The organism is Pseudomonas arsenicoxydans, from assembly GCF_900103875.1.
Lineage (GTDB): Bacteria > Pseudomonadota > Gammaproteobacteria > Pseudomonadales > Pseudomonadaceae > Aquipseudomonas > Aquipseudomonas arsenicoxydans.
The window spans coordinates 4,204,829-4,223,167 of record NZ_LT629705.1 but is presented as its reverse complement, the minus strand read 5'-3'; the positions used below and the strand labels follow the sequence as shown (position 1 = coordinate 4,223,167).

Below are 18,339 nucleotides of genomic sequence, written 5' to 3'. Positions count from 1 at the left end.
GCTGTCGAGTGAAACGAGGCTGCGATCTTTTGACTTTGATTTTTTAAAACAAGATCAAAAGATCGCAGCCTCGTTTCACTCGACAGCTCCTACTGGGGGCGTGTCAGTCCATGAGGCCCCATTCGCCGGAGGATGGCGCCGCATCGGCATGCAACTTCAGCCGCAGGCGCAGGTTGTTCACCGAATCCGCATGCTTGAGCGCTTCTTCCTCGCTGATTGCCCCTTCGACCACCAACCCATACAGCGCTGCGTCAAATGTCTGCATCCCCAGTTCCACCGACTTCTCCATGATCCCCTTGAGATCGGCAAACTCGTTGCTGCGAATCAGGTCGGCAATCGTCGGTGTGCCCAACATCACTTCCACCGCAGCCCGGCGTTGCCCGTCGCGGGTGCGAACCAGCCGTTGGGAGACGAATGCCTTGAGGTTATTACCAAGGTCATGCAGCAGTTGCGCACGGCGTTCTTCGGGAAAAAAATTGATAATGCGATCCAGCGCCTGATGGGCGTTGTGCGCATGCAAGGTGGAAATCACCAGATGGCCGGTATCGGCGAACGCCAGTGCGTGCTCCATGGTTTCCCGGTCACGGATTTCGCCGATCAGCACCACATCCGGGGCCTGGCGCAGGGTATTTTTCAACGCAGCATGAAAGCTGCGGGTATCGACCCCGACTTCACGCTGGTTGATGATCGAACGCTTGTGACGATGGATGTATTCGATCGGGTCTTCGATGGTGACGATATGGCCACTGCTGTGACGGTTGCGGTAATCGATCAGGGCCGCCAGCGACGTGGATTTGCCCGAGGCGGTAGCCCCGACGAACAGCATCAGTCCTTGCTTGAGCATGATGGTTTCGAGTAACACCGCTGGCAGCTTGAGGTCTTCGAAGCGTGGAATGTCGAGTTTGATGTTGCGCGCCACAATTGATACATCGTTGCGCTGCTTGAAGATGTTGACCCGAAAGCGGCCGATGCCCGGCAGAGAAATGGCCAGGTTCATTTCCAGTTCACGATCGAACTCCAGACGCTGTTCGGCGTCCATGATGGACTCGGCAATGGCCGCGACCTCCCCCGGTTTGAAAGGCTGATCGGCCAGCGGCTTGAGCACACCGTCGAACCTCGCGCTAGGTGGCGCACCGGTGGACAGGTAAAGATCGGATCCGTCCTGATGGGCCAGTATCCGTAACAACACATCGATTTCCATGGCAAAAAACACCCGCGAAGCATTCAATGAAAAAAGTAATGACCTGAAGCGGGTCATCCAGCGTCTACCGCCCTGCAAGGATAGTAGACGCCGCCACACCGACTTAAGTGCAGGACAATTTGATGAACGCATCACCGACGGGCAGCGATGCCCAGGCCTTGATTGCCAGAACGGACTGGACAAGCACCCCGCTGGGCGCTGCCAGTACCTGGCCACAGAGCCTGCGCACTGCCGTGGACATCGTGATTCATTCGCCGATGCCGATGTTGTTGCTGTGGGGCCCGCAGCTTACGCAGATCTATAACGACGGCTTCGCACTGCTCGCTGGCAGCAAGCATCCGCACGCTTTCGGACAACCGACGCACCAGATCTGGCCAGAACTCAAAGACTTTACCGACCCTATTTACAGCGCCGTCCTACAAGGCCAGGTGCGAACCTACAGCGAACAACGCTTTACCCTGCAACGCGACGGGCAGGATTCGGACTTCTGGCTCGACCTGACCTACAGTCCGATCCGCGATGAAAGCGCCGAGGTTGCCGGGATTCTGGTCACGGCCATCGAAACCAACGAACGCCGACGCATCGCCCTGGAGCTCGAACAACGCTCGGCCGCCAGCCTCAAGGCCCAGCAAGAAACCGAACAGCGCCTGCAACTGGCGCTGGCCGCGACCGATGCCGTGGGCACTTGGGATTGGGACATTGGCGAGGACCGCTTCATCGCCGACGCGCATTTCGCCCAGTTGCACGGCGTCGATCCAGCGCTGGCCGGTCAATTGCCGATCACTGAATACCTTCAGGGTGTGCACCCGGAGGACCGGGGGATGATTGCCCGCAGCATCAAACATTGCATCACCCATGGCACCGAGTACGCCGAGGAATATCGCTTGTTGCAGCCCGATGGGCAGCAGCGTTGGGTGTTTGCCCGAGGTCGTTGCTACAAGGACCACCATGGCCGGCCGATCCGTTTCCTCGGCGCCGCGCTGGATCTGACCGAGCGTAAACACACCGAACAGGCCTTGCGTCAGAGCCAGACCGAGCTTCAACTGATCATAAACGCCATGCCGATCCTGATCAGCTACGTGGACAGCGAAGAACGCTTTCGCCTGAACAACGCCGCCTACCTCGACTGGTACGGGCTGACGCCCCAGGAGCTGTATGGCAAAACCATCCGTGAAGTGCTGGGCGAAGAAGCCTACGCCTTGCGCGCCGACTACGTCGCCCAGGCACTGTCCGGCAAGCCTTGCTGTTTCAGCATCAGTACGCCGCACCGCGACGGAAGTCAGCGCCATGCGTTGATGAACTACCTGCCGCGCCATGGTCCGGACGGCGCCGTGAACGGCTTCTACATTTTTGTGATCGATGAAACCGAGCGCAAACAAACCGAAGAAGCCCTGCGCAACCTCAACGAAACCCTTGAGGAACGGGTCGGCGCGCGTACCCGGCAACTGGCCGAGGCCAACCAGAAACTGCAAAACGAAATGGTCGAACGCGAGCGCGCGGAAGAAGCGTTGCGCCACGCACAGAAAATGGAGGCGGTCGGCCAACTCACAGGCGGCATCGCCCACGACTTCAATAACATGCTCACCGGGATCATCGGTAGCCTCGACCTGATGCAGCGCTACATCGCAGACGGGCGCGCCGCCGAAATTGGGCGCTTCACCGAAGCCGCGGTGTCTTCGGCCAATCGCGCGGCCGCATTGACCCATCGTCTGCTGGCGTTTTCCCGGCGCCAGTCGCTGGATCGCAAACCGCTGAACGCCAACGAACTGGTGCATTCGCTGGAAGATCTGCTCAGTCGCACCAAAGGCGATCACATTGAGCTCAAACTGCAATTGGCCGACGAGGTGTGGCCGATCAGCACCGACGTCAGCCAACTGGAAAACGCCTTGCTCAACCTGGTGATCAACGCCCGGGACGCCATGCCCGACGGCGGTGAATTGCTGATTGAAACCGCCAACATGTACCTCGACGGCACTGACATCACTACCCTGGAACCGGTCAAGGCCGGGGATTACGTGATGATTGCCGTCAGCGATAACGGCACCGGCATGACGCCTTCGGTGCTGGCCAAGGCCTTCGACCCGTTCTTCACCACCAAACCCATCGGCCAGGGCACGGGCCTGGGGTTGTCGATGATCTACGGTTTCGCCCAGCAATCAGGCGGTCATGTCAGCCTGTTCAGCGTGCCGGGCCAAGGCACCAGCGTGCGGTTGTACTTGCCACGGCTACACGTCCTGGAACCGCAAAACGTTCTGATGCCATCGACTGGCGAGGCGCCGCCGGCGATTGCCGGTGAAACCGTGGTGTTGGTGGAAGATGACCCGGCGGTGCGCATGCTGGTGCTCAATCTACTCAACGAGCTGGGTTATCACGCCCACGAAGCCGAAGATGCGAAGGCCGCCCTGCCCTTGCTTGAATCCGACCTGCGGGTCGATCTGCTGGTGACCGACGTCGGCCTGCCGGGAATGAACGGTCGACAACTGGCGGAAATCGCTCGCCAGCATCGCCCGGCACTCAAAGTGTTGTTCATGACCGGTTATGCGCAGAAGGCGGCGGAACGCCAGGGCTTCCTGGAAGAAGGCATGGACATGGTCGCCAAGCCCTTTTCCATCGATCTGTTGGCCAACAAGATTCGCACGATGATCGGCCAACCGAAGTGAGTTGAGGCATAATCGCGCGCCCCACGCTGGCACCAACATAGCCATCACCGTTGCAAGGTACTGCCAATGAAAGCTCAAGCCCGCCATATTCTGGTGAAAACCTCGGAAGAAGCCGAGCAGCTCAAACAACGCATCGCCAAGGGCGAAGCCTTCGATGTGCTGGCCAAGAAGTACTCCACCTGCCCATCCGGCAAACGCGGCGGCGACCTGGGCGAAGTACGCCCCGGGCAAATGGTCGGGGTGATCGATGCAGTGATCTTCAAAAAACCACTGCGGGTGGTGCATGGGCCGATCAAGAGCAAATTCGGGTATCACCTGGTGCAGGTGTTTTACCGGGATTGATGGGGGTTGGCTTTAGGGCCTCATCGCGGGCAAGCCCGCTCCCACATTAGATCTGCGGTGCACACAAATCCCCTGTGGGAGCGGGCTTGCCCGCGATCCGATTGCGCAGCAATCGGCCAGTCTCCATTTATCGGGGGATCAATGCCCCCGGCACCTGAATCACCCGGCTCGCCAAGCGATGCCCGGCCTCGGCCGCTTCCACCGGGCTGCCGCCCTTGAGCCGACTGGCCAGATACGCCGCACTGAACGAATCCCCCGCCGCCGTGGTGTCGACCACTCGCTCGACCTTCTGCGCAGGCACCTCGAACGACTCGCCATCACACCGAATCAAACAGGCCTCTGCGCCGCGCTTGAGCACCACTTCCGGCGTGCCGATCTGCTCGTAGGCGGCAAACACCGCCGCGCAATCGGAAAAGTGAAACAGCGCTTGCTCGTCATCAACGGTCAACAATGCCAGGTCGATATAAGGCAGGACGCTGCGATACGCCGCTCGTGCCTCTTCAACCGAGGCCCACAAACGTGGTCGGTAGTTGTTGTCGAACACAATCCGCGCATCGCGCTGTCGGGCTTCGATCAGGGTTTCCAGCAACTTCTCCCGGCCTTGCGCGCCGAGCACCGCCAGGGTGATGCCGCTGAAATAAAGCACGTCGTAATCCGGCAGTGCCGCCAGGATCGGTGCGGCGGCCGGCGTGGTGAAGCAATCGCGCACGGCCGCTTCATTGCGCCAATACAGGAAACGTCGTTCGCCGGCGGCATCGGTTTGAATGCAGTACAAACCAGGCAATCGCCCGGGCAGGCGCTGGACCATGCCCAGCCCGACGTTTTCGCTCGCCCAGCTCTGGCACATGGCATCGCTGAAACTGTCATCGCCCAGGGCGGTGATGTAATCGACGACACCGCTTGAGCCCAGTTCCCGGGACAAGTAGACCGCAGTGTTCAAGGTATCGCCGCCGAAGCTTTGTTGCAGGCTGCCGTCGGCGCGCTGTTGCAGTTCGATCATGCACTCGCCGATCAGGGCGATGCGCGGCGTGTGGGGGCCGAGGGTGCTGATGCTGGTCATTGTGATGGTGTCTCTAGTGGATCTTTGTTGTCTGGTCGGACCTCATCGCGGGCAAGCCCGCTCCCACAAATTTTTTGCGTGGCTGCAATTTATGGCAGCTCACAAATCCCTGTGGGAGCGGGCTTGCCCGCGATGGGGCCACCTCGGTTTCATTCTTAGAAACAGGTTTCCATGGTTTCGATGACATTCAATTGCTCATCCACCAGACACCCGGTGCGCCATTTGTCGAACGTCAGGCACGGGTGGGAAGTGCCAAACGAAATGATGTCCCCCACGCGCAACTCAATCCCCGGCGCCACGGTCATGAACGCGTGCTGGTCCATCACCGCCGTTACCTTGCACGCGCTGACATCGTCGCCGCTCGCCGGCACGACACCGGCCTTGTAACGCAGCAGCGGCACCGGCAACCCAGCGTCGTAGGCGACGTCACGTTTACCCAGGGCAATCACCGCAAAGCCCGGCTCAGGCAATGACTGCACATGGGCCCAGACTTCCAGCGCCGGGCGCAGCCCCTCGTGCAGATCACTGCGACGATCGAGCACGCAGCATTGAGCTTCTTTGTAGATGCCATGGTCGTGCGCGACATAGCTGCCGGGGCGCAACACGCTGAGGAAGCGTCCGCTGGCGTTCTGCGCTTCGAACTCTTCGGCAATCAAGTCATACCAGGCCGACCCGGATGCCGTGATGATCGGCTTGGGAATCGCAAAAGCGCCGCTGTCCTGCAACTGCACCGCCAGGCGCACCAACGACCCGGCGAAGGCACGGATGCCCGAGACCGCATGATCACCGTGGATCACACCTTCATAGCCTTCGATACCGGTCAGTGCCAACGCTGGCTGAGCGCCGATGGCCTTGGCCAGCGCGATCACTTCGTCTTCGGTGCGGCAACCGCAACGTCCGCCGACCACGCCGTACTCGATCATCACGTTCAAGCGCACACCGCGGGACGCGAAATACGCGCCGAGGTCAGCGACGTTGTCCGGGTGATCGACCATGCAGTGGAATTCGAATGTCGGGTCGGCCAGCAGGTCGGCGATCAGCGCCATGTTCGGCGTACCGACCAGTTGGTTGGCCATCAGCACCCGGCGCACGCCGTGGGCATACGCGGCACGGGTTTGCGTGGCGCTGGCCAGGGTGATGCCCCAGGCGCCGGCGTCCAGTTGGCGGCGGAACAATGCCGGCGTCATGCTGGTCTTGCCGTGAGGCGCCAGTTCGGCGCCGCTGTTGCTGACAAACGCCTGCATCCAGCGAATGTTGTGCTCCAGCGCCTCGCGGTGCAGCACCAATGCAGGCAGGCTGACATCGCGTACTAGGCTGGCGCCGGTCTGGGCAAAGCCCTTTTCCACAGCGGCAGTATTTTGGGCAGTAGACATGGTCGAACTCCTCACATTCGCGGCCGCAGGCAGCCGCGGTTATTCGTTGATGCGCCGGGCGAGGCTATTGGCGCTGTCGATCAGCACCCGGCGATAGTCGTTGTAATTGTTTTTCGCATCGGCGCGCGGGGCGACGATGCACAGGGTCGCAATGGCCACGCCGCTCGGGTCTTTGACCGGGGCGGCGAAACAATGGGTAAAGGTGTCGGCAACGCTATCGAAGGAGAAAAAGCCATCGATATGCGCCTGACGGATTTCACCGAGAAATTGCTCCAGCGGCAGGCGTTCGCCATTGGGCAGGATGAAGTCGTCGTGATCGATCAGGTCGATGATTTCCTGATCGCTCAAGTGCGCCAGCAACAGGCGCCCGGAAGCGGTCCAGGGTATCGGCGCATTCTCGCCGATATCGGAGGAAATGCGGAAATGCCGCTCGCCCTCCTTCATCAGCGCCACGGTGTATTTACGCCCGTTGAGCAGGCACATCTGGGCGGTCTCATGGGTCTGGCTGACAATCTCCTGCAAGGCATGATCGGCCTCGCGGGTCAGGTCGAAATGACGCAGGTGCGCCTGCCCTAGGAAGTACAGCTGACGGCCGAGGTAAACATGACCGTCCTTGCCCACAGGCTCCAGAATCCGTCGTTCCAGCAGCGAGGCGACCAGTTCGTAGACCGTGGATTTCGGGCTGCCAATGCCGCTGGCGATTTCATTGGGGCGCAGCGGTTTGCCGACTTCCTTGAGGAAATCGAGGATATCGAACGCCCGGTCCAGACCGCGTGCCCGGCGCTTGATGGTGTCTTCGGTCATTTCTGTGGTTCCCATACAAATTCGCCGGGGAGTTTACCGCTATTGATCGTTCCCACGCTTTGCGTCCGCTTCTGGGACGCAGAGCGTCCCTGGCTGCATTCCCACACGGAGCGTGGGAACGATCAGTGCTCAGCCTCAGGCCTTTTTCTTGTAAGCGATGCAGTCGATCTCGACCTTGCAATCAACCATCATGATCGCCTGCACGCAGGCCCGCGCCGGGGCGTGTTCGGGTTTGAAGTATTCGGAAAAGACCTTGTTGAAACTGGTGAAATCCCTCGGGTCCTCCAGCCATACGCCAGCACGCACCACATCTTCCAGGCCATAACCGGCCTCTTCGAGAATCGCGATCAGGTTCTTCATGGTCTGGTGGGTCTGCTCGACGATGCCACCGGTAATGATCTCGCCATCCAATGCCGGCACCTGCCCGGAAACGTGCAGCCAGCCATCGGCTTCAACGGCGCGGGCGAAAGGGCGAGGCTGACCGCCAGCGGCGGTGCTGCCGGTGCCGTAACGAGTAATGCTCATGAGTGTTTCTCCTGATTGAATCGTGAAAATGCTTTTGAAAAAAAATCAGAACCGCGTGTTCTTGAGAAACTCTGCCAGACGCGGTGATTGCGGGCGTTCGAACAGTTCCTTGGGAGGCCCCTGCTCTTCGATCCGCCCCTGATTCATGAAAACGATCTTGTCCGAGACCTCAAACGCAAAGCGCATTTCGTGGGTCACCAGCAGCATGGTCATGCCATCCTCGGCCAGTCCCTTGATCACGTTCAGCACCTCGCCAACCAGTTCCGGGTCGAGGGCCGAGGTGACTTCGTCGAACAGCATCAGGCTGGGATTCATCGCAATCGCCCGGGCAATCGCCACGCGCTGTTGCTGACCGCCGGACAACTGGCCCGGGTAGTGATCGCGCCGTTCCAACAGGCCGACGCGTTCCAGCCATTTTTCTGCCAGGGCAACGGCCTCGTCCTTGTGCAGTTTCTTGACCTTGAGCAAACCCAGGGTGACGTTCTGCAATGCCGTGAGGTGCGGGAACAGGTTGAATTGCTGAAATGCCATGCCGGTCATCGCGCGATGCCGGGCAATGACCTTTTCCGGGTGCCGCACGCGTTTGCCGTTGACCTCGTCATAGCCGATGGATTCGCCATCGAGCATGATCTGCCCGCCTTGAAACTCTTCGAGCATGTTCACGCAGCGCAGCAGCGTGGTCTTGCCCGAGCCGCTGGAACCGATCAGCGTGACCACGTTGCCGCGCTGCATGGTCAAGTCGACGCCCTTGAGCACTTCGAGCTTGCCGTATTGTTTGTGCAGGCCGCGAATGTCCAGCAGGGCCTGACCGTTTTGAGGATCTTTTGCGTTAGAGAGCGAAGGTTGAGTCATGGCAAGGCCACCCGCTTTTCAATGTGCCGGCCGAGTAATTCGATGGCGTAGTTGATGACGAAAAACAGAAATCCGGCGAACAGGTAAAACTCCAGGGTCATGAACGTGCGGGCAATGATCTGCTGCGTGCTGAGCAGCAACTCGGCCACACCGATCACCGACAGCAAAGTCGAGGCCTTGACGATCTCGGTCGACGAGTTGACCCACGTCGGCAGGATCTGCCGCAGCGCCTGAGGCAACAGCACGTAACCGAGCGACTGATAAAACGTCAGGCCGATGGCCTTGCTCGCTTCCATCTGGCCGCTGGGCAATGCCTGCAACGCGCCGCGCACGATCTCGGCGACGTGAGAGCCGCAAAACAATGTCAGCCCCAGGGCACCGGCCTGAAACGCACTGATCTGCCAGCCCAGCGCCGGCGCCATATAGAAGCAGGCCAGCACCAGCACAAACACCGGCGTGCCACGAATGATGTCGACGTAAAAGCGGAATGGCGCGCGCATCCAGACATTGCCGTAGGTCAGCACCAGACCGGTGACAATGCCGACCAGCGTGCCCAGCAATATCGCCAGCGCCGAGACCTGCACACTGGTCAAAAAGCCTTGCCACAGCACTTCGCGGGCAACCCATAATTCATGCAGCCAACTGGGTGATTCGTACATGGGGGCCTCCTATCGGCGGATCGCCAGACGCTGCTCGAGGTAACGCAGCATCATGGCAATGAGGTAACAGGCCGCAACATAGAGCGCTGTGGTCACCAGCCAGGTTTCAATCACCCGGTAGCTTTCGACATTGATCTTGCGCGCGTAATAGGTCAGCTCCGGCACGGCAATCGCCGCCGCCAGCGAGGTGTCCTTGAACAGCGAAATGAAGTTGTTCGACAAGGCTGGCAGCACGTTGCGCAGCATCACCGGGACGGTGACGTACGCCTTGACCTGCCACTCGCCGAGCCCGATGGCGAGTCCGGCTTCACGCTGGCCCTTGGGAATACTCAACAAGCCACCCCGGAACACTTCGGTCAGGTACGCCCCGGCATACAGCGACAGGGTGATGATGAACGACGGGATCTTGTCCAGGCGTATGCCCAGGCTCGGCAAGGCAAAGTAGATCAACAGAATCAACACCAGAATCGGCGTATTACGGATCACCGTCACATACACCGACGCCAGCACCCGCAATGCGCGGTGCTTTGAAAGCAAAGCAAACGCCATCATCAGGCCGATCACGCAGCCGATGGCGATCGACACCAGTGCCAGTTCAAGGCCTAAGCCGAGCCCCGCCAGCAAAGTGTCGAAATCGCGCCATACGGCGGCAAAGTTCAACTGATAGTTCATGGTCAGCAGTACCTTGAGCGGGGCGACTCAGCATCGCCCTGCTCTCACGGGATCATTTGAATTCGACAGGGAAACCGATGGCTGGGGTAGGCAGTTCAACGCCGAACCACTGTTTGAAGGACGCCGCGTAGGTCGGGAACTCAACGCCGGTCATGGCTTCATGCAGGGTGGTGTTAACGAAATTCAGCCAATCCTGATCGCCGCGTTTAACCGCGCAGGCGTAGGTTTGCGGGCTCCAGGCGTAGGCCGGGCTGCGATAGCGACCAGGGTTCTGCACCATCAGGTATTTCACCGACGACTGATCGGTAGCCGCTGCGTCCGCACGGCCGGAGTTCACGGCCTGGTACATCAAATCGACGCTGTCGTACTGATCGACCTTCGCCTTGGGCAGCGCCTGATGCACCAGTTCCTCGGCGTACACGTTCTGCAACACCGCCACGGTCACGCTGTCGTTGGCGGCCTTGAGGTCTTCGATTTCCTTGTACTTGCTGTTGGCCGGCAACAACAGGCCGACGCCTTCGCGGTAATACGGCAGCGTGAACGCCACTTGCTGGGCGCGGCTGGCGGTGACGGTGATGAACTGGCAACTGATGTCGACTTTGTCGGTCAGCAGGTTGGGGATCCGCGCATCGGAAGACTGCACCACGAACTCAACCTTGGTCGGATCGTTGAACAACCCCTTGGCGATCATGCGCCCGATGTCGATATCGAACCCCTGCAACTTGCCATCCGCTCCCTGGAAATGCCACGGCGCATTGGTACTGCCCGTGCCCACAATCAATTTGCCGCGGGCCAGCACGCTATCGAGCTTGCTGTCCGCCGCCTGGGCCATACCCATGGCAGCGGCAGAAGCCGCGAGAACAAAAACACACGCTTTTAACAAGGAAAGTCGGCGATGCATGGCAAGCACTCCAGGGTGATGTGTATTCCGTTATACCGGACGTAGGTGTGTAACAACGGAATAGACAGCAGAAAGTGTGCCACAGGTTGTGGGGGGAATGTAGGGGGGATTGAAAAGTGTTTTGAATCAAAAGGATGGCTTCAACCAACCAATTGACGTTACCAAACGCAACCTTCAAAAATCGCTACCGTTGGCCACAATGCACGGGTACTTGCACCACAGTCGGGGCATAGCGATTCAAAATGAAGCAGACCGCTACCTGTAATTTCTGACAGTAGACCCACCCCTGCGCACTCCTTTACCGTCTACGAACCCTCGACGTCGTTGTGAAAAGGAGATTTTCAATGAGCTCGATTCCCGCCCAAACCACCCTGGCGCCGGTCTATCGCAAGGCCCTGAGAACCTGGCGTCCGGTGATCCTTTATTTTGGCAGTCAACACTGTCCCGCCTGCGAAATGGCCGGGCCAATTTTTCGCATGATCGCCGAGGCTTATCGGCATTTCGCGCACATCTATATGCTGGACATCGGCGAGTGCCCCCGGCATCCGTGCGTCACTGGCTCACCGACCGTGCTGTTTTATATAGAAGGGAAGCTGCTGAAGAAACTCAAGGGGATCGGCACCGAGGACACCTTGGCGCAAGATTTCGCCTTGCACATTGGCAAGGTGAAACCGCCAGCGGTGAAGCGCAAACCGCGGCATGACCTGGTGTGGTTGCGCCAGACGTTGCGCCGGTTGTGCACTGTGCCTCGTGCCACGTCGCAATTGAGCCGCGGGACTTGGCGGTAGTCCGTGGCATTTGTTGTGATTGGACAGATCGCTATCGATAGCAGGCTCGCTCCCACCGTGGATCGGGTCGTGTCGTTGGTGAAGCTTTTGCTCTCAAGGCTTCCTGGACTGCTCGATGTACCTGGCCACCGCCGCCGATTTCTCGAACCGCCGATAAATCAGCGACAACCACGACGTCGCCGTGCAGCCTTTGATGGTCCGGTACACCACGCCGGGCAATCCGACATGCCCGACCACCGACTCCGGCACCACCGCCACGCCCTGTCCCAATGACACCAGGGCGATCACCGCCACCAGCCCGCCCGGCTGTGCCCCCAGTTTCGGCGCAAATCCGCCCTCGGCGGCGACTTGCAAGGTGCCGCTGATTTGTTCCGGCAGGATGAACGTCTCGCTCTGCAAATGCTCGGGAGCGATCTCCGGCAGTCGACACAGCCAGGACTCGGTCGACAGCGCCAACACAAAGCCTTCTGCATCCAGGCGAGTGGCATCCAGGCCATCAGGCAGGGTCATGGGTGAGCGGACATAACCAATATCGAATCGCCCCTCCGCCACCATTGCCGGTAACGACACCATGGGGCTTTCCCGAACATTCAGGCTCACGTCGGGATACTCGCGACTGAAGGCCTGCACCTGTTTTTGCAGCAAACCGGAGTACACCGCCGACGCCACGTAACCCAGTTCGATATGGCCGATATCGCCGCGTCCGGCCCGTTGGGCATTGTGCTGGGCGTATTCGAATTGCCGCACCGTCGCCTCGGCTTCGATCACCAGGGCGGCGCCGGCTTCGGTCAGGCTGACTTCACGGGTCTGGCGTACGAACAGCCGCGTGCCGAGTTCGCTCTCCATGTCCTGGATCTGTCGAGTCAAGGTGGGCGGCGCGATGCCCAGTTGTTCGGCGGCGCGGGTGAAGTTGCCATGCCGGGCAACGGCCAGAAAGTAGCGGAAATGCCGTATGTCCATGGTTGCATTAGCTCAAAGGTAATGAAGTCCCGATGCCAGGCTAATAAAGCCGGCAATCGACCGCGATAAGCTCGTAGGTAATCACAGTAGAGAGCCAACGCCATGCACGTCAAACCCCTCGCCGCTGTTGCAGTCAACAGCCTTGCCCAACAGGCAATCGCATCATGAACCGGGTCAGTCCGCGCCTGACGCTACTGACGGCCTCCGGTGTCTGTTCCCTGATCGTCCTCGACACCAACATCGTCGCCGTCACCCTGCCGACCATCGCGCGTGACCTGGGCGCCAACTTTGCCGACATTGAATGGGTGGTGAGCGCCTACATGCTGGCCTTCGCCGCGCTATTGCTACCGGCGGGCAGCCTCGCCGATCGTTTTGGCCGACAGAAAACCCTGCTTTGTGGCCTGGGCATTTTCATCCTCGCCTCCATCGGTTGCGGCGCGGCGCCCACGGCGTTGTTCCTCGACATCGCGCGGGCGATCAAGGGCGTCGGCGCGGCATTGTTGCTGACCTCGGCGCTCGCCTCCATTGGCCACACCTTTCACGATGAAGTGGAACGGGCCAAGGCCTGGGCGTTCTGGGGCGCGTGCATGGGCGTGGCGATGACCGCCGCGCCGACCATCGGCGGCCTGATTACCGAATACGTGGGTTGGCGCTGGATTTTCTACCTCAACCTGCCGGTGGGCGTGTTTTTAATGGTCATGGTCTGGCGCGCGGTGCCGGAGTCTCGTGACCCGCAGTCAGCGCGCCTCGACCCTTGGGGGAGCCTGGCGTTCAGCGCGAGCTTGCTGTGCCTGATCTGGGGCTTGATCGAGGCCAACCGGATCGGCTGGAGCAACCCGACCACCTACGCCCGGCTTTTGGGCGGCGCGGTGCTGATGGGGGTGTTTGTGCTGATTGAACGGATGCAGCGGAGGCCAATGGTCGACCTGCAATTGTTCAGGCATCCGCGCTTCATCGGCGCCCTGCTCGGCATGTTCGCCTACGCCGGTTGCGCCCAGGTGATGATGACGTTGCTGCCGTTCTACCTGCAAAACGGATTGGGTTTCTCGGCCATCGCGTCGGGGCTGGGAATGTTGCCGTTTGCCGCGACGATGCTGTTGTGCCCGCGAATCGGCGCTCGGCTCGCCCATCACTATGAGCCCGCGACATTGATGGCGGCCGGTTTGACCCTGGTAGGAAGCGGCAATCTGCTAAGCGCCTGGGCCGTCAGCAGCGGCGGCTACGCGCCCTTCGCACTGGCGATTGCCGTGACAGGCGCCGGCGCCGGCCTTTTAAACGGCGACACGCAAAAAAACATCATGGCTTGCGTGCCCCGCGAACGCACAGGGATGGCGTCGGGCATGAGCACCACCATGCGTTTCAGCGCGATCGTGCTGGCCATTGGCGTGTTCGGCGCGTTGCTGTCCAGCCATACCGAGCTGTTGCTGCGCACGAGCCTGTCGACGCAGGGCGCGCAATGGCTCAGTCAAACACAAGGCATTGCCTCGCGGGTGGTCGCCGGGGACATGAGCGCCGCCATGAACATGCTGCCGCAAGCGGCACGCCCACTGGTCGAGCCGTTGGCGCGCCAGGCGTTCGTCGGCGGTTTCAGCTTGCTGCTTCTGGTCGCCGGTTTGCTGGCATTACTGGGGGCATTGGTGGTGGGCACGTTGATGCGCAACCCGATTCCTGCACAGAAAAATACTGCCCTGAGCCTGGAATAAACCAAAACGGGGCTCGTCGTACTGCCACTGAAATCGTTCAGTAGCCACCACGAGAGCCCCATCATGAAAAGCCTTCTGCCCGCCCTGTTCCTGATGACCCTGAGTGGCGTTGCGGCCGCTGCTTCCGTCGACAAAGCCAGCGCGCCGAACGTCGAGGACTACACCTATTCGACCCCTCTGAAGATCGCCAAAGTCGTCAAGATGACCAACGGCGATTATTGCGGCATCGGCACCCGGGAGATGACCTACATCGACACCAGCAACGTCACCCACACCTTGCGTTACCAAGCCTATGGCGACAGCTGCATCGATCAGAACTAATGCTTGAGCGACGCCAACACCCGCTCGGCATTCGCATCGCAGGCCATCCCTTCGGGTCGCGCCTTGATGTTTTCGATCAACCCCAGCAACTGCGCCTTGCTTTGGGCCAGGTGCAGTTGCATCGCTTCAATCTGTTCGACTTTGCGTCCCAGGCTTGCCACCAGTTCATCGTGATCGAACGCGCCCGTCACCCTGTCCGGCAACAGCAGCTTCAGCTCATCGAGGCTGAACCCGGCCTGCTGCGCGCACTGAATGATCTTCAGGGTTTGCAACACTTGCGGTGGGTAACGCCGATAACCATTGGGCAAGCGCTCTACTTGTGGAATCAAGCCCTGAACCTCGTAGAACCGAATGCGCGATGCGTTCAACCCGCTCAACCGCGCCAATTCACCAATCTTCATCACGGCCTCATTTGACTGCTTGACATTAAAGTTAACTTTAAGCTTAGCCTCTTCGCTTTACTGATGAGGAGTCAAGCATGTCGCCCTTCCAATCGTTGAATCTGCCCAACGGCCAGACCCTCGGCAATCGCATCGCCAAAGCCGCGATGGAAGAGAACCTCGCCGATGCCCGTCAAGCACCGTCCAAGGCGCTGTTTCAGCTGTATCAGGCCTGGGCCGAGGGCGAAGCGGGACTGCTGCTGACCGGCAACGTGATGATTGACCGCCGCGCCATGACCGGCCCCGGCGGTGTGGTGCTGGAGGACGAGCGCGATTTGGCACGGTTCCGTGAGTGGGCAACCATCGGCCGCTCCGGTGGCGCGCAGTTCTGGATGCAGCTCAATCACCCCGGGCGCCAGACCATGGCCAACCTGGGGCAACAAGCGTTGGCACCGTCGGCGGTGGCGCTCGACCTGGGTTCGTTTTCCAAGATGTTCGCCGAGCCCAGACCGATGTCTGAAAGCGACATTGCCGAGGTCATCCAACGCTTCGCCATCAGCGCGGCCCTGGCAGAAAAGGCCGGGTTCACCGGGGTGCAAATCCATGCGGCGCACGGTTACCTGATCAGCCAGTTCCTCTCCCCCCTGACCAACCGCCGCACTGACCGCTGGGGTGGCACCCTGGAAAATCGTGCACGCCTGTTGCTGGCGGTGGTCAGCGCCGTGCGCCTAGCCGTGTCGCCGCAGTTTTGCGTGGCGGTCAAACTCAATTCCGCGGACTTCCAACGTGGCGGTTTCGATGCCGACGACGCCCGCCAAGTGATCCAGTGGCTCAACGATCAGCCCATCGATTTGCTGGAGCTTTCAGGCGGCAGCTACGAAGCTCCGGCCATGCAGGGCGAAGCCCGTGACGGCAGGACGTTGGCGCGAGAGGCCTACTTTCTGGAGATGGCCGGCGAACTGGCCACCGTGGCGCGGATGCCGGTCATGGTCACCGGCGGCATCCGGCGCCTGGCCATCGTCGAACAGGTGCTCGACAGCGGCATCGCCATGGCCGGGATCGGCACCGCGCTGGCCCTCGAACCGCAGTTGGTCAAACACTGGCGCAAAGGTCAAAACAGCCATCCGCAATTGCCGCCGATCCGCTGGAAACGCAAACCGCTGGCCGCGCTGGCGAGCTTGGCCGTGGTGAAGTTCCAGCTGCAACGCCTGAGCCGCGGACGCAAGCCTCGACCTGACGTTTCGGCAGTCTGGGCACTGATCCTTGATCGCTTGTACATCGCCTGGCGTACGCGCCAGTACCGACAGGCGATGGGCAAGTAAAAGCAAATCAGGGTGAGTCATGGTCGCCGTTGGGTTGTCCTCTTCTTATTCCGAGGACAATTCATCTGATCACTGGAGCACCCCATGGCGAAAATCACCATTGCCCAGCAACTGGCAACCACCCTTGGACAGGCCGGCGTCAAACGCATCTGGGGCCTGACAGGCGACAGCCTCAACGGCCTGACTGAAGCCCTGCGGACCATGGACAGCATCGAGTGGATGCACGTGCGCCACGAAGAAGTCGCGGCGTTTGCCGCCGGTGCCGACGCGGCAGTCACCGGGGAACTGGCGGTGTGTGCCGGCAGTTGCGGGCCGGGCAATTTGCATTTAATCAATGGGCTGTTCGATTGCCACAAGAACCATGTGCCGGTGTTGGCGATCGCGGCGCAGATTCCTTCATCGGAAGTCGGCCTGAATTACTTTCAGGAAACTCACCCGCAGGAATTGTTCAAGGAGTGCAGTCACTTCGTTGAACTGGTGAGCAGCCCCGCGCAGATGCCCCACGTGCTGCACCGGGCGATGCGTAGCGCGATTCTCAATCGCGGCGTCGCGGTGGTGGTGATTCCCGGTGACGTCGCCCTGCAAGAAGTCGAAGACAATCTCAAACCCTGGCCAGCGCTGTCCAAACCGCGCACCTTGCCTGCGCCTCAGGACCTCGATCGGCTGGTCGAATTGTTGAGCCAAAGCAAAGCCGTGACGCTGATGTGCGGCGCCGGTTGCGCAGGCGCTCACGATCAAGTGGTGGCGTTGGCTGACGCGCTCGGCGCACCGGTGGTGCACGCATTGCGCGGCAAGGAGCACGTCGAGTGGGACAACCCGTTCGACGTCGGCATGACCGGATTGATCGGTTTCAGCTCCGGCTATCACGCGATGCTCAACTGCGACACGCTGGTGATGCTCGGCACTGACTTTCCCTATCGTCAGTTCTACCCGACAGACGCGACCATCATTCAGATCGATCACGACCCGCAAGTCCTGGGGCGCCGCACCGCGCTGGATTTGGGTATCGCTGCGGATGTCGGCGAAACCCTTGCCGCGCTGCTCCCTCGCCTGCCTTATCGGGGCGACCGGAGTTTTCTCGAATCCTCGCTCAAGCATTACGAAAAGGCTCGCCAGGGTCTTGATGACCTGGCACAACCCTCATCGCCGGGTCGGCCGATTCATCCGCAATACCTCACGCGTTTGCTCAGCGAACTGGCCGATGACGATGCGATCTTTACCGCTGACGTCGGTACGCCAACTGTCTGGGCCGCGCGTTATCTGAAAATGAATGGCAAGCGCCGACTGCTGGGCTCGTTCAATCACGGCTCGATGGCCAACGCCATGCCCCAGGCGATTGGTGCGCAAGCGGCGTTCCCGGACCGGCAGGTTATTTCACTGTCCGGCGATGGTGGTTTCAGCATGTTGATGGGTGACTTCATTTCGTTGGCGCAGTTGAAGCTGCCGGTGAAAATCATCGTCTACGACAATGCCTCGCTGGGCTTCGTCGCCATGGAAATGAAATCCAGCGGGCTGCTCGACACCGGCACGGATCTTCATAATCCGGACTTCGCCGCGATGGCCAACGCCATGGGCATTCTGGGGATTCGTGTCGAAGAATCCGAGGCGCTAGAACCGGCATTGCGCCGGGCGCTGGCCCATGACGGCCCCGTGCTGGTCGACGTGGTGACGGCGACTCAGGAACTGGCGATGCCCCCGACCATCAAGCTGGAACAGGCCAAGGGCTTCAGTTTGTACATGCTCAAAGCGGTCATGAGCGGGCGTGGGGATGAGGTGATCGAGCTGGCGCGGACTAATTGGTTTCGCTGAATAATAC

At 60.3% G+C, this 18,339-nt stretch carries 18 protein-coding genes; 7 read left to right on the top strand and 11 right to left on the bottom strand.

The features are described from left to right. Positions 1 to 103: 103 nt before the first annotated feature. Entirely contained in the window at positions 104 to 1,201 is a 1,098-nt protein-coding gene (locus BLQ41_RS19780; RefSeq protein ID WP_090188677.1) for a PilT/PilU family type 4a pilus ATPase, read from the bottom strand. A 122-nt stretch (positions 1,202 to 1,323) separates the two neighbouring features. Between BLQ41_RS19780 and BLQ41_RS19775 the strand changes: the two genes are divergently transcribed. Continuing rightward, positions 1,324 to 3,861 carry a PAS domain-containing hybrid sensor histidine kinase/response regulator gene (locus BLQ41_RS19775; RefSeq protein WP_090183469.1) on the top strand — a complete coding sequence of 846 codons (2,538 nt, stop codon included), beginning with the start codon at positions 1,324 to 1,326 and terminating at the stop codon, positions 3,859 to 3,861. A 66-nt stretch (positions 3,862 to 3,927) separates the two neighbouring features. Further along, positions 3,928 to 4,203 (top strand): peptidylprolyl isomerase, encoded by a 276-nt coding sequence (locus BLQ41_RS19770; RefSeq protein ID WP_007898282.1) that lies wholly within the window; start codon positions 3,928 to 3,930, stop codon positions 4,201 to 4,203. A gap of 127 nt (positions 4,204 to 4,330) precedes the next feature. Here BLQ41_RS19770 and BLQ41_RS19765 read toward each other — a convergent pair whose 3' ends face one another. The 8 genes from BLQ41_RS19765 to BLQ41_RS19730 all read right to left on the bottom strand — a co-directional run bounded on the left by BLQ41_RS19765 (position 4,331) and on the right by BLQ41_RS19730 (position 11,049). Beyond that, the gene (locus BLQ41_RS19765) at positions 4,331 to 5,263 is read right to left on the bottom strand and encodes a sugar kinase (RefSeq protein WP_090183467.1); all 933 of its coding nucleotides are present in this window, start codon (positions 5,261 to 5,263) and stop codon (positions 4,331 to 4,333) included. A gap of 155 nt (positions 5,264 to 5,418) precedes the next feature. After that, entirely contained in the window at positions 5,419 to 6,636 is a 1,218-nt protein-coding gene (locus tag BLQ41_RS19760) for an amino acid deaminase (RefSeq protein WP_090183465.1), read from the bottom strand. 39 nt (positions 6,637 to 6,675) lie between these two features. Next, positions 6,676 to 7,440 carry an IclR family transcriptional regulator gene (locus BLQ41_RS19755; protein ID WP_090183462.1) on the bottom strand — a complete coding sequence of 255 codons (765 nt, stop codon included), beginning with the start codon at positions 7,438 to 7,440 and terminating at the stop codon, positions 6,676 to 6,678. 135 nt (positions 7,441 to 7,575) lie between these two features. Further along, positions 7,576 to 7,965 carry a RidA family protein gene (locus BLQ41_RS19750; protein WP_090183461.1) on the bottom strand — a complete coding sequence of 130 codons (390 nt, stop codon included), beginning with the start codon at positions 7,963 to 7,965 and terminating at the stop codon, positions 7,576 to 7,578. 45 nt (positions 7,966 to 8,010) lie between these two features. Beyond that, the gene (locus tag BLQ41_RS19745; protein WP_090183459.1) at positions 8,011 to 8,817 is read right to left on the bottom strand and encodes an amino acid ABC transporter ATP-binding protein; all 807 of its coding nucleotides are present in this window, start codon (positions 8,815 to 8,817) and stop codon (positions 8,011 to 8,013) included. Then, a complete protein-coding gene (locus BLQ41_RS19740) occupies positions 8,814 to 9,476 on the bottom strand; it encodes an amino acid ABC transporter permease (RefSeq protein ID WP_090183457.1) in 663 nt (220 codons plus the stop codon). The genes BLQ41_RS19745 and BLQ41_RS19740 overlap by 4 nt, the downstream gene beginning before the upstream one ends. A gap of 9 nt (positions 9,477 to 9,485) precedes the next feature. Then, positions 9,486 to 10,148, bottom strand: coding sequence for an amino acid ABC transporter permease (locus BLQ41_RS19735; RefSeq protein ID WP_008015908.1), 663 nt, complete (start codon positions 10,146 to 10,148; stop codon positions 9,486 to 9,488). 52 nt (positions 10,149 to 10,200) lie between these two features. After that, the gene (locus tag BLQ41_RS19730) at positions 10,201 to 11,049 is read right to left on the bottom strand and encodes a transporter substrate-binding domain-containing protein (RefSeq protein WP_090183455.1); all 849 of its coding nucleotides are present in this window, start codon (positions 11,047 to 11,049) and stop codon (positions 10,201 to 10,203) included. Positions 11,050 to 11,393: 344 nt separating this feature from the next. On the opposite strand from BLQ41_RS19730, the gene BLQ41_RS19725 reads away from it, so the two are divergent. Beyond that, positions 11,394 to 11,837, top strand: a complete 444-nt coding sequence (locus BLQ41_RS19725; RefSeq protein WP_090183453.1) for a thioredoxin family protein — start codon at positions 11,394 to 11,396, stop codon at positions 11,835 to 11,837. A gap of 93 nt (positions 11,838 to 11,930) precedes the next feature. Here the strand turns inward: BLQ41_RS19725 and BLQ41_RS19720 are convergent, their stop codons facing one another. Continuing rightward, complete coding sequence (locus tag BLQ41_RS19720; protein ID WP_090183452.1) at positions 11,931 to 12,797, bottom strand: LysR family transcriptional regulator; 867 nt, start codon at positions 12,795 to 12,797, stop codon at positions 11,931 to 11,933. A gap of 164 nt (positions 12,798 to 12,961) precedes the next feature. On the opposite strand from BLQ41_RS19720, the gene BLQ41_RS19715 reads away from it, so the two are divergent. Then, positions 12,962 to 14,500, top strand: coding sequence for an MFS transporter (locus tag BLQ41_RS19715; RefSeq protein ID WP_090183450.1), 1,539 nt, complete (start codon positions 12,962 to 12,964; stop codon positions 14,498 to 14,500). 63 nt (positions 14,501 to 14,563) lie between these two features. Beyond that, entirely contained in the window at positions 14,564 to 14,821 is a 258-nt protein-coding gene (locus BLQ41_RS19710; protein WP_090183448.1) for a DUF2790 domain-containing protein, read from the top strand. Here the strand turns inward: BLQ41_RS19710 and BLQ41_RS19705 are convergent. Beyond that, entirely contained in the window at positions 14,818 to 15,222 is a 405-nt protein-coding gene (locus tag BLQ41_RS19705; RefSeq protein WP_090183447.1) for a MerR family transcriptional regulator, read from the bottom strand. The two genes, BLQ41_RS19710 and BLQ41_RS19705, sit on opposite strands and share 4 nt — an antisense overlap. Before the next feature lie 77 nt (positions 15,223 to 15,299). On the opposite strand from BLQ41_RS19705, the gene BLQ41_RS19700 reads away from it, so the two are divergent. Together BLQ41_RS19700 and poxB are read left to right on the top strand one after the other, a co-directional pair. Further along, entirely contained in the window at positions 15,300 to 16,523 is a 1,224-nt protein-coding gene (locus BLQ41_RS19700) for an NADH:flavin oxidoreductase/NADH oxidase family protein (RefSeq protein ID WP_090183445.1), read from the top strand. An 84-nt stretch (positions 16,524 to 16,607) separates the two neighbouring features. Further along, a complete protein-coding gene (gene poxB / locus BLQ41_RS19695) occupies positions 16,608 to 18,332 on the top strand; it encodes a ubiquinone-dependent pyruvate dehydrogenase (protein WP_090183444.1) in 1,725 nt (574 codons plus the stop codon). The last annotated feature ends 7 nt before the right edge of the window (positions 18,333 to 18,339 follow it).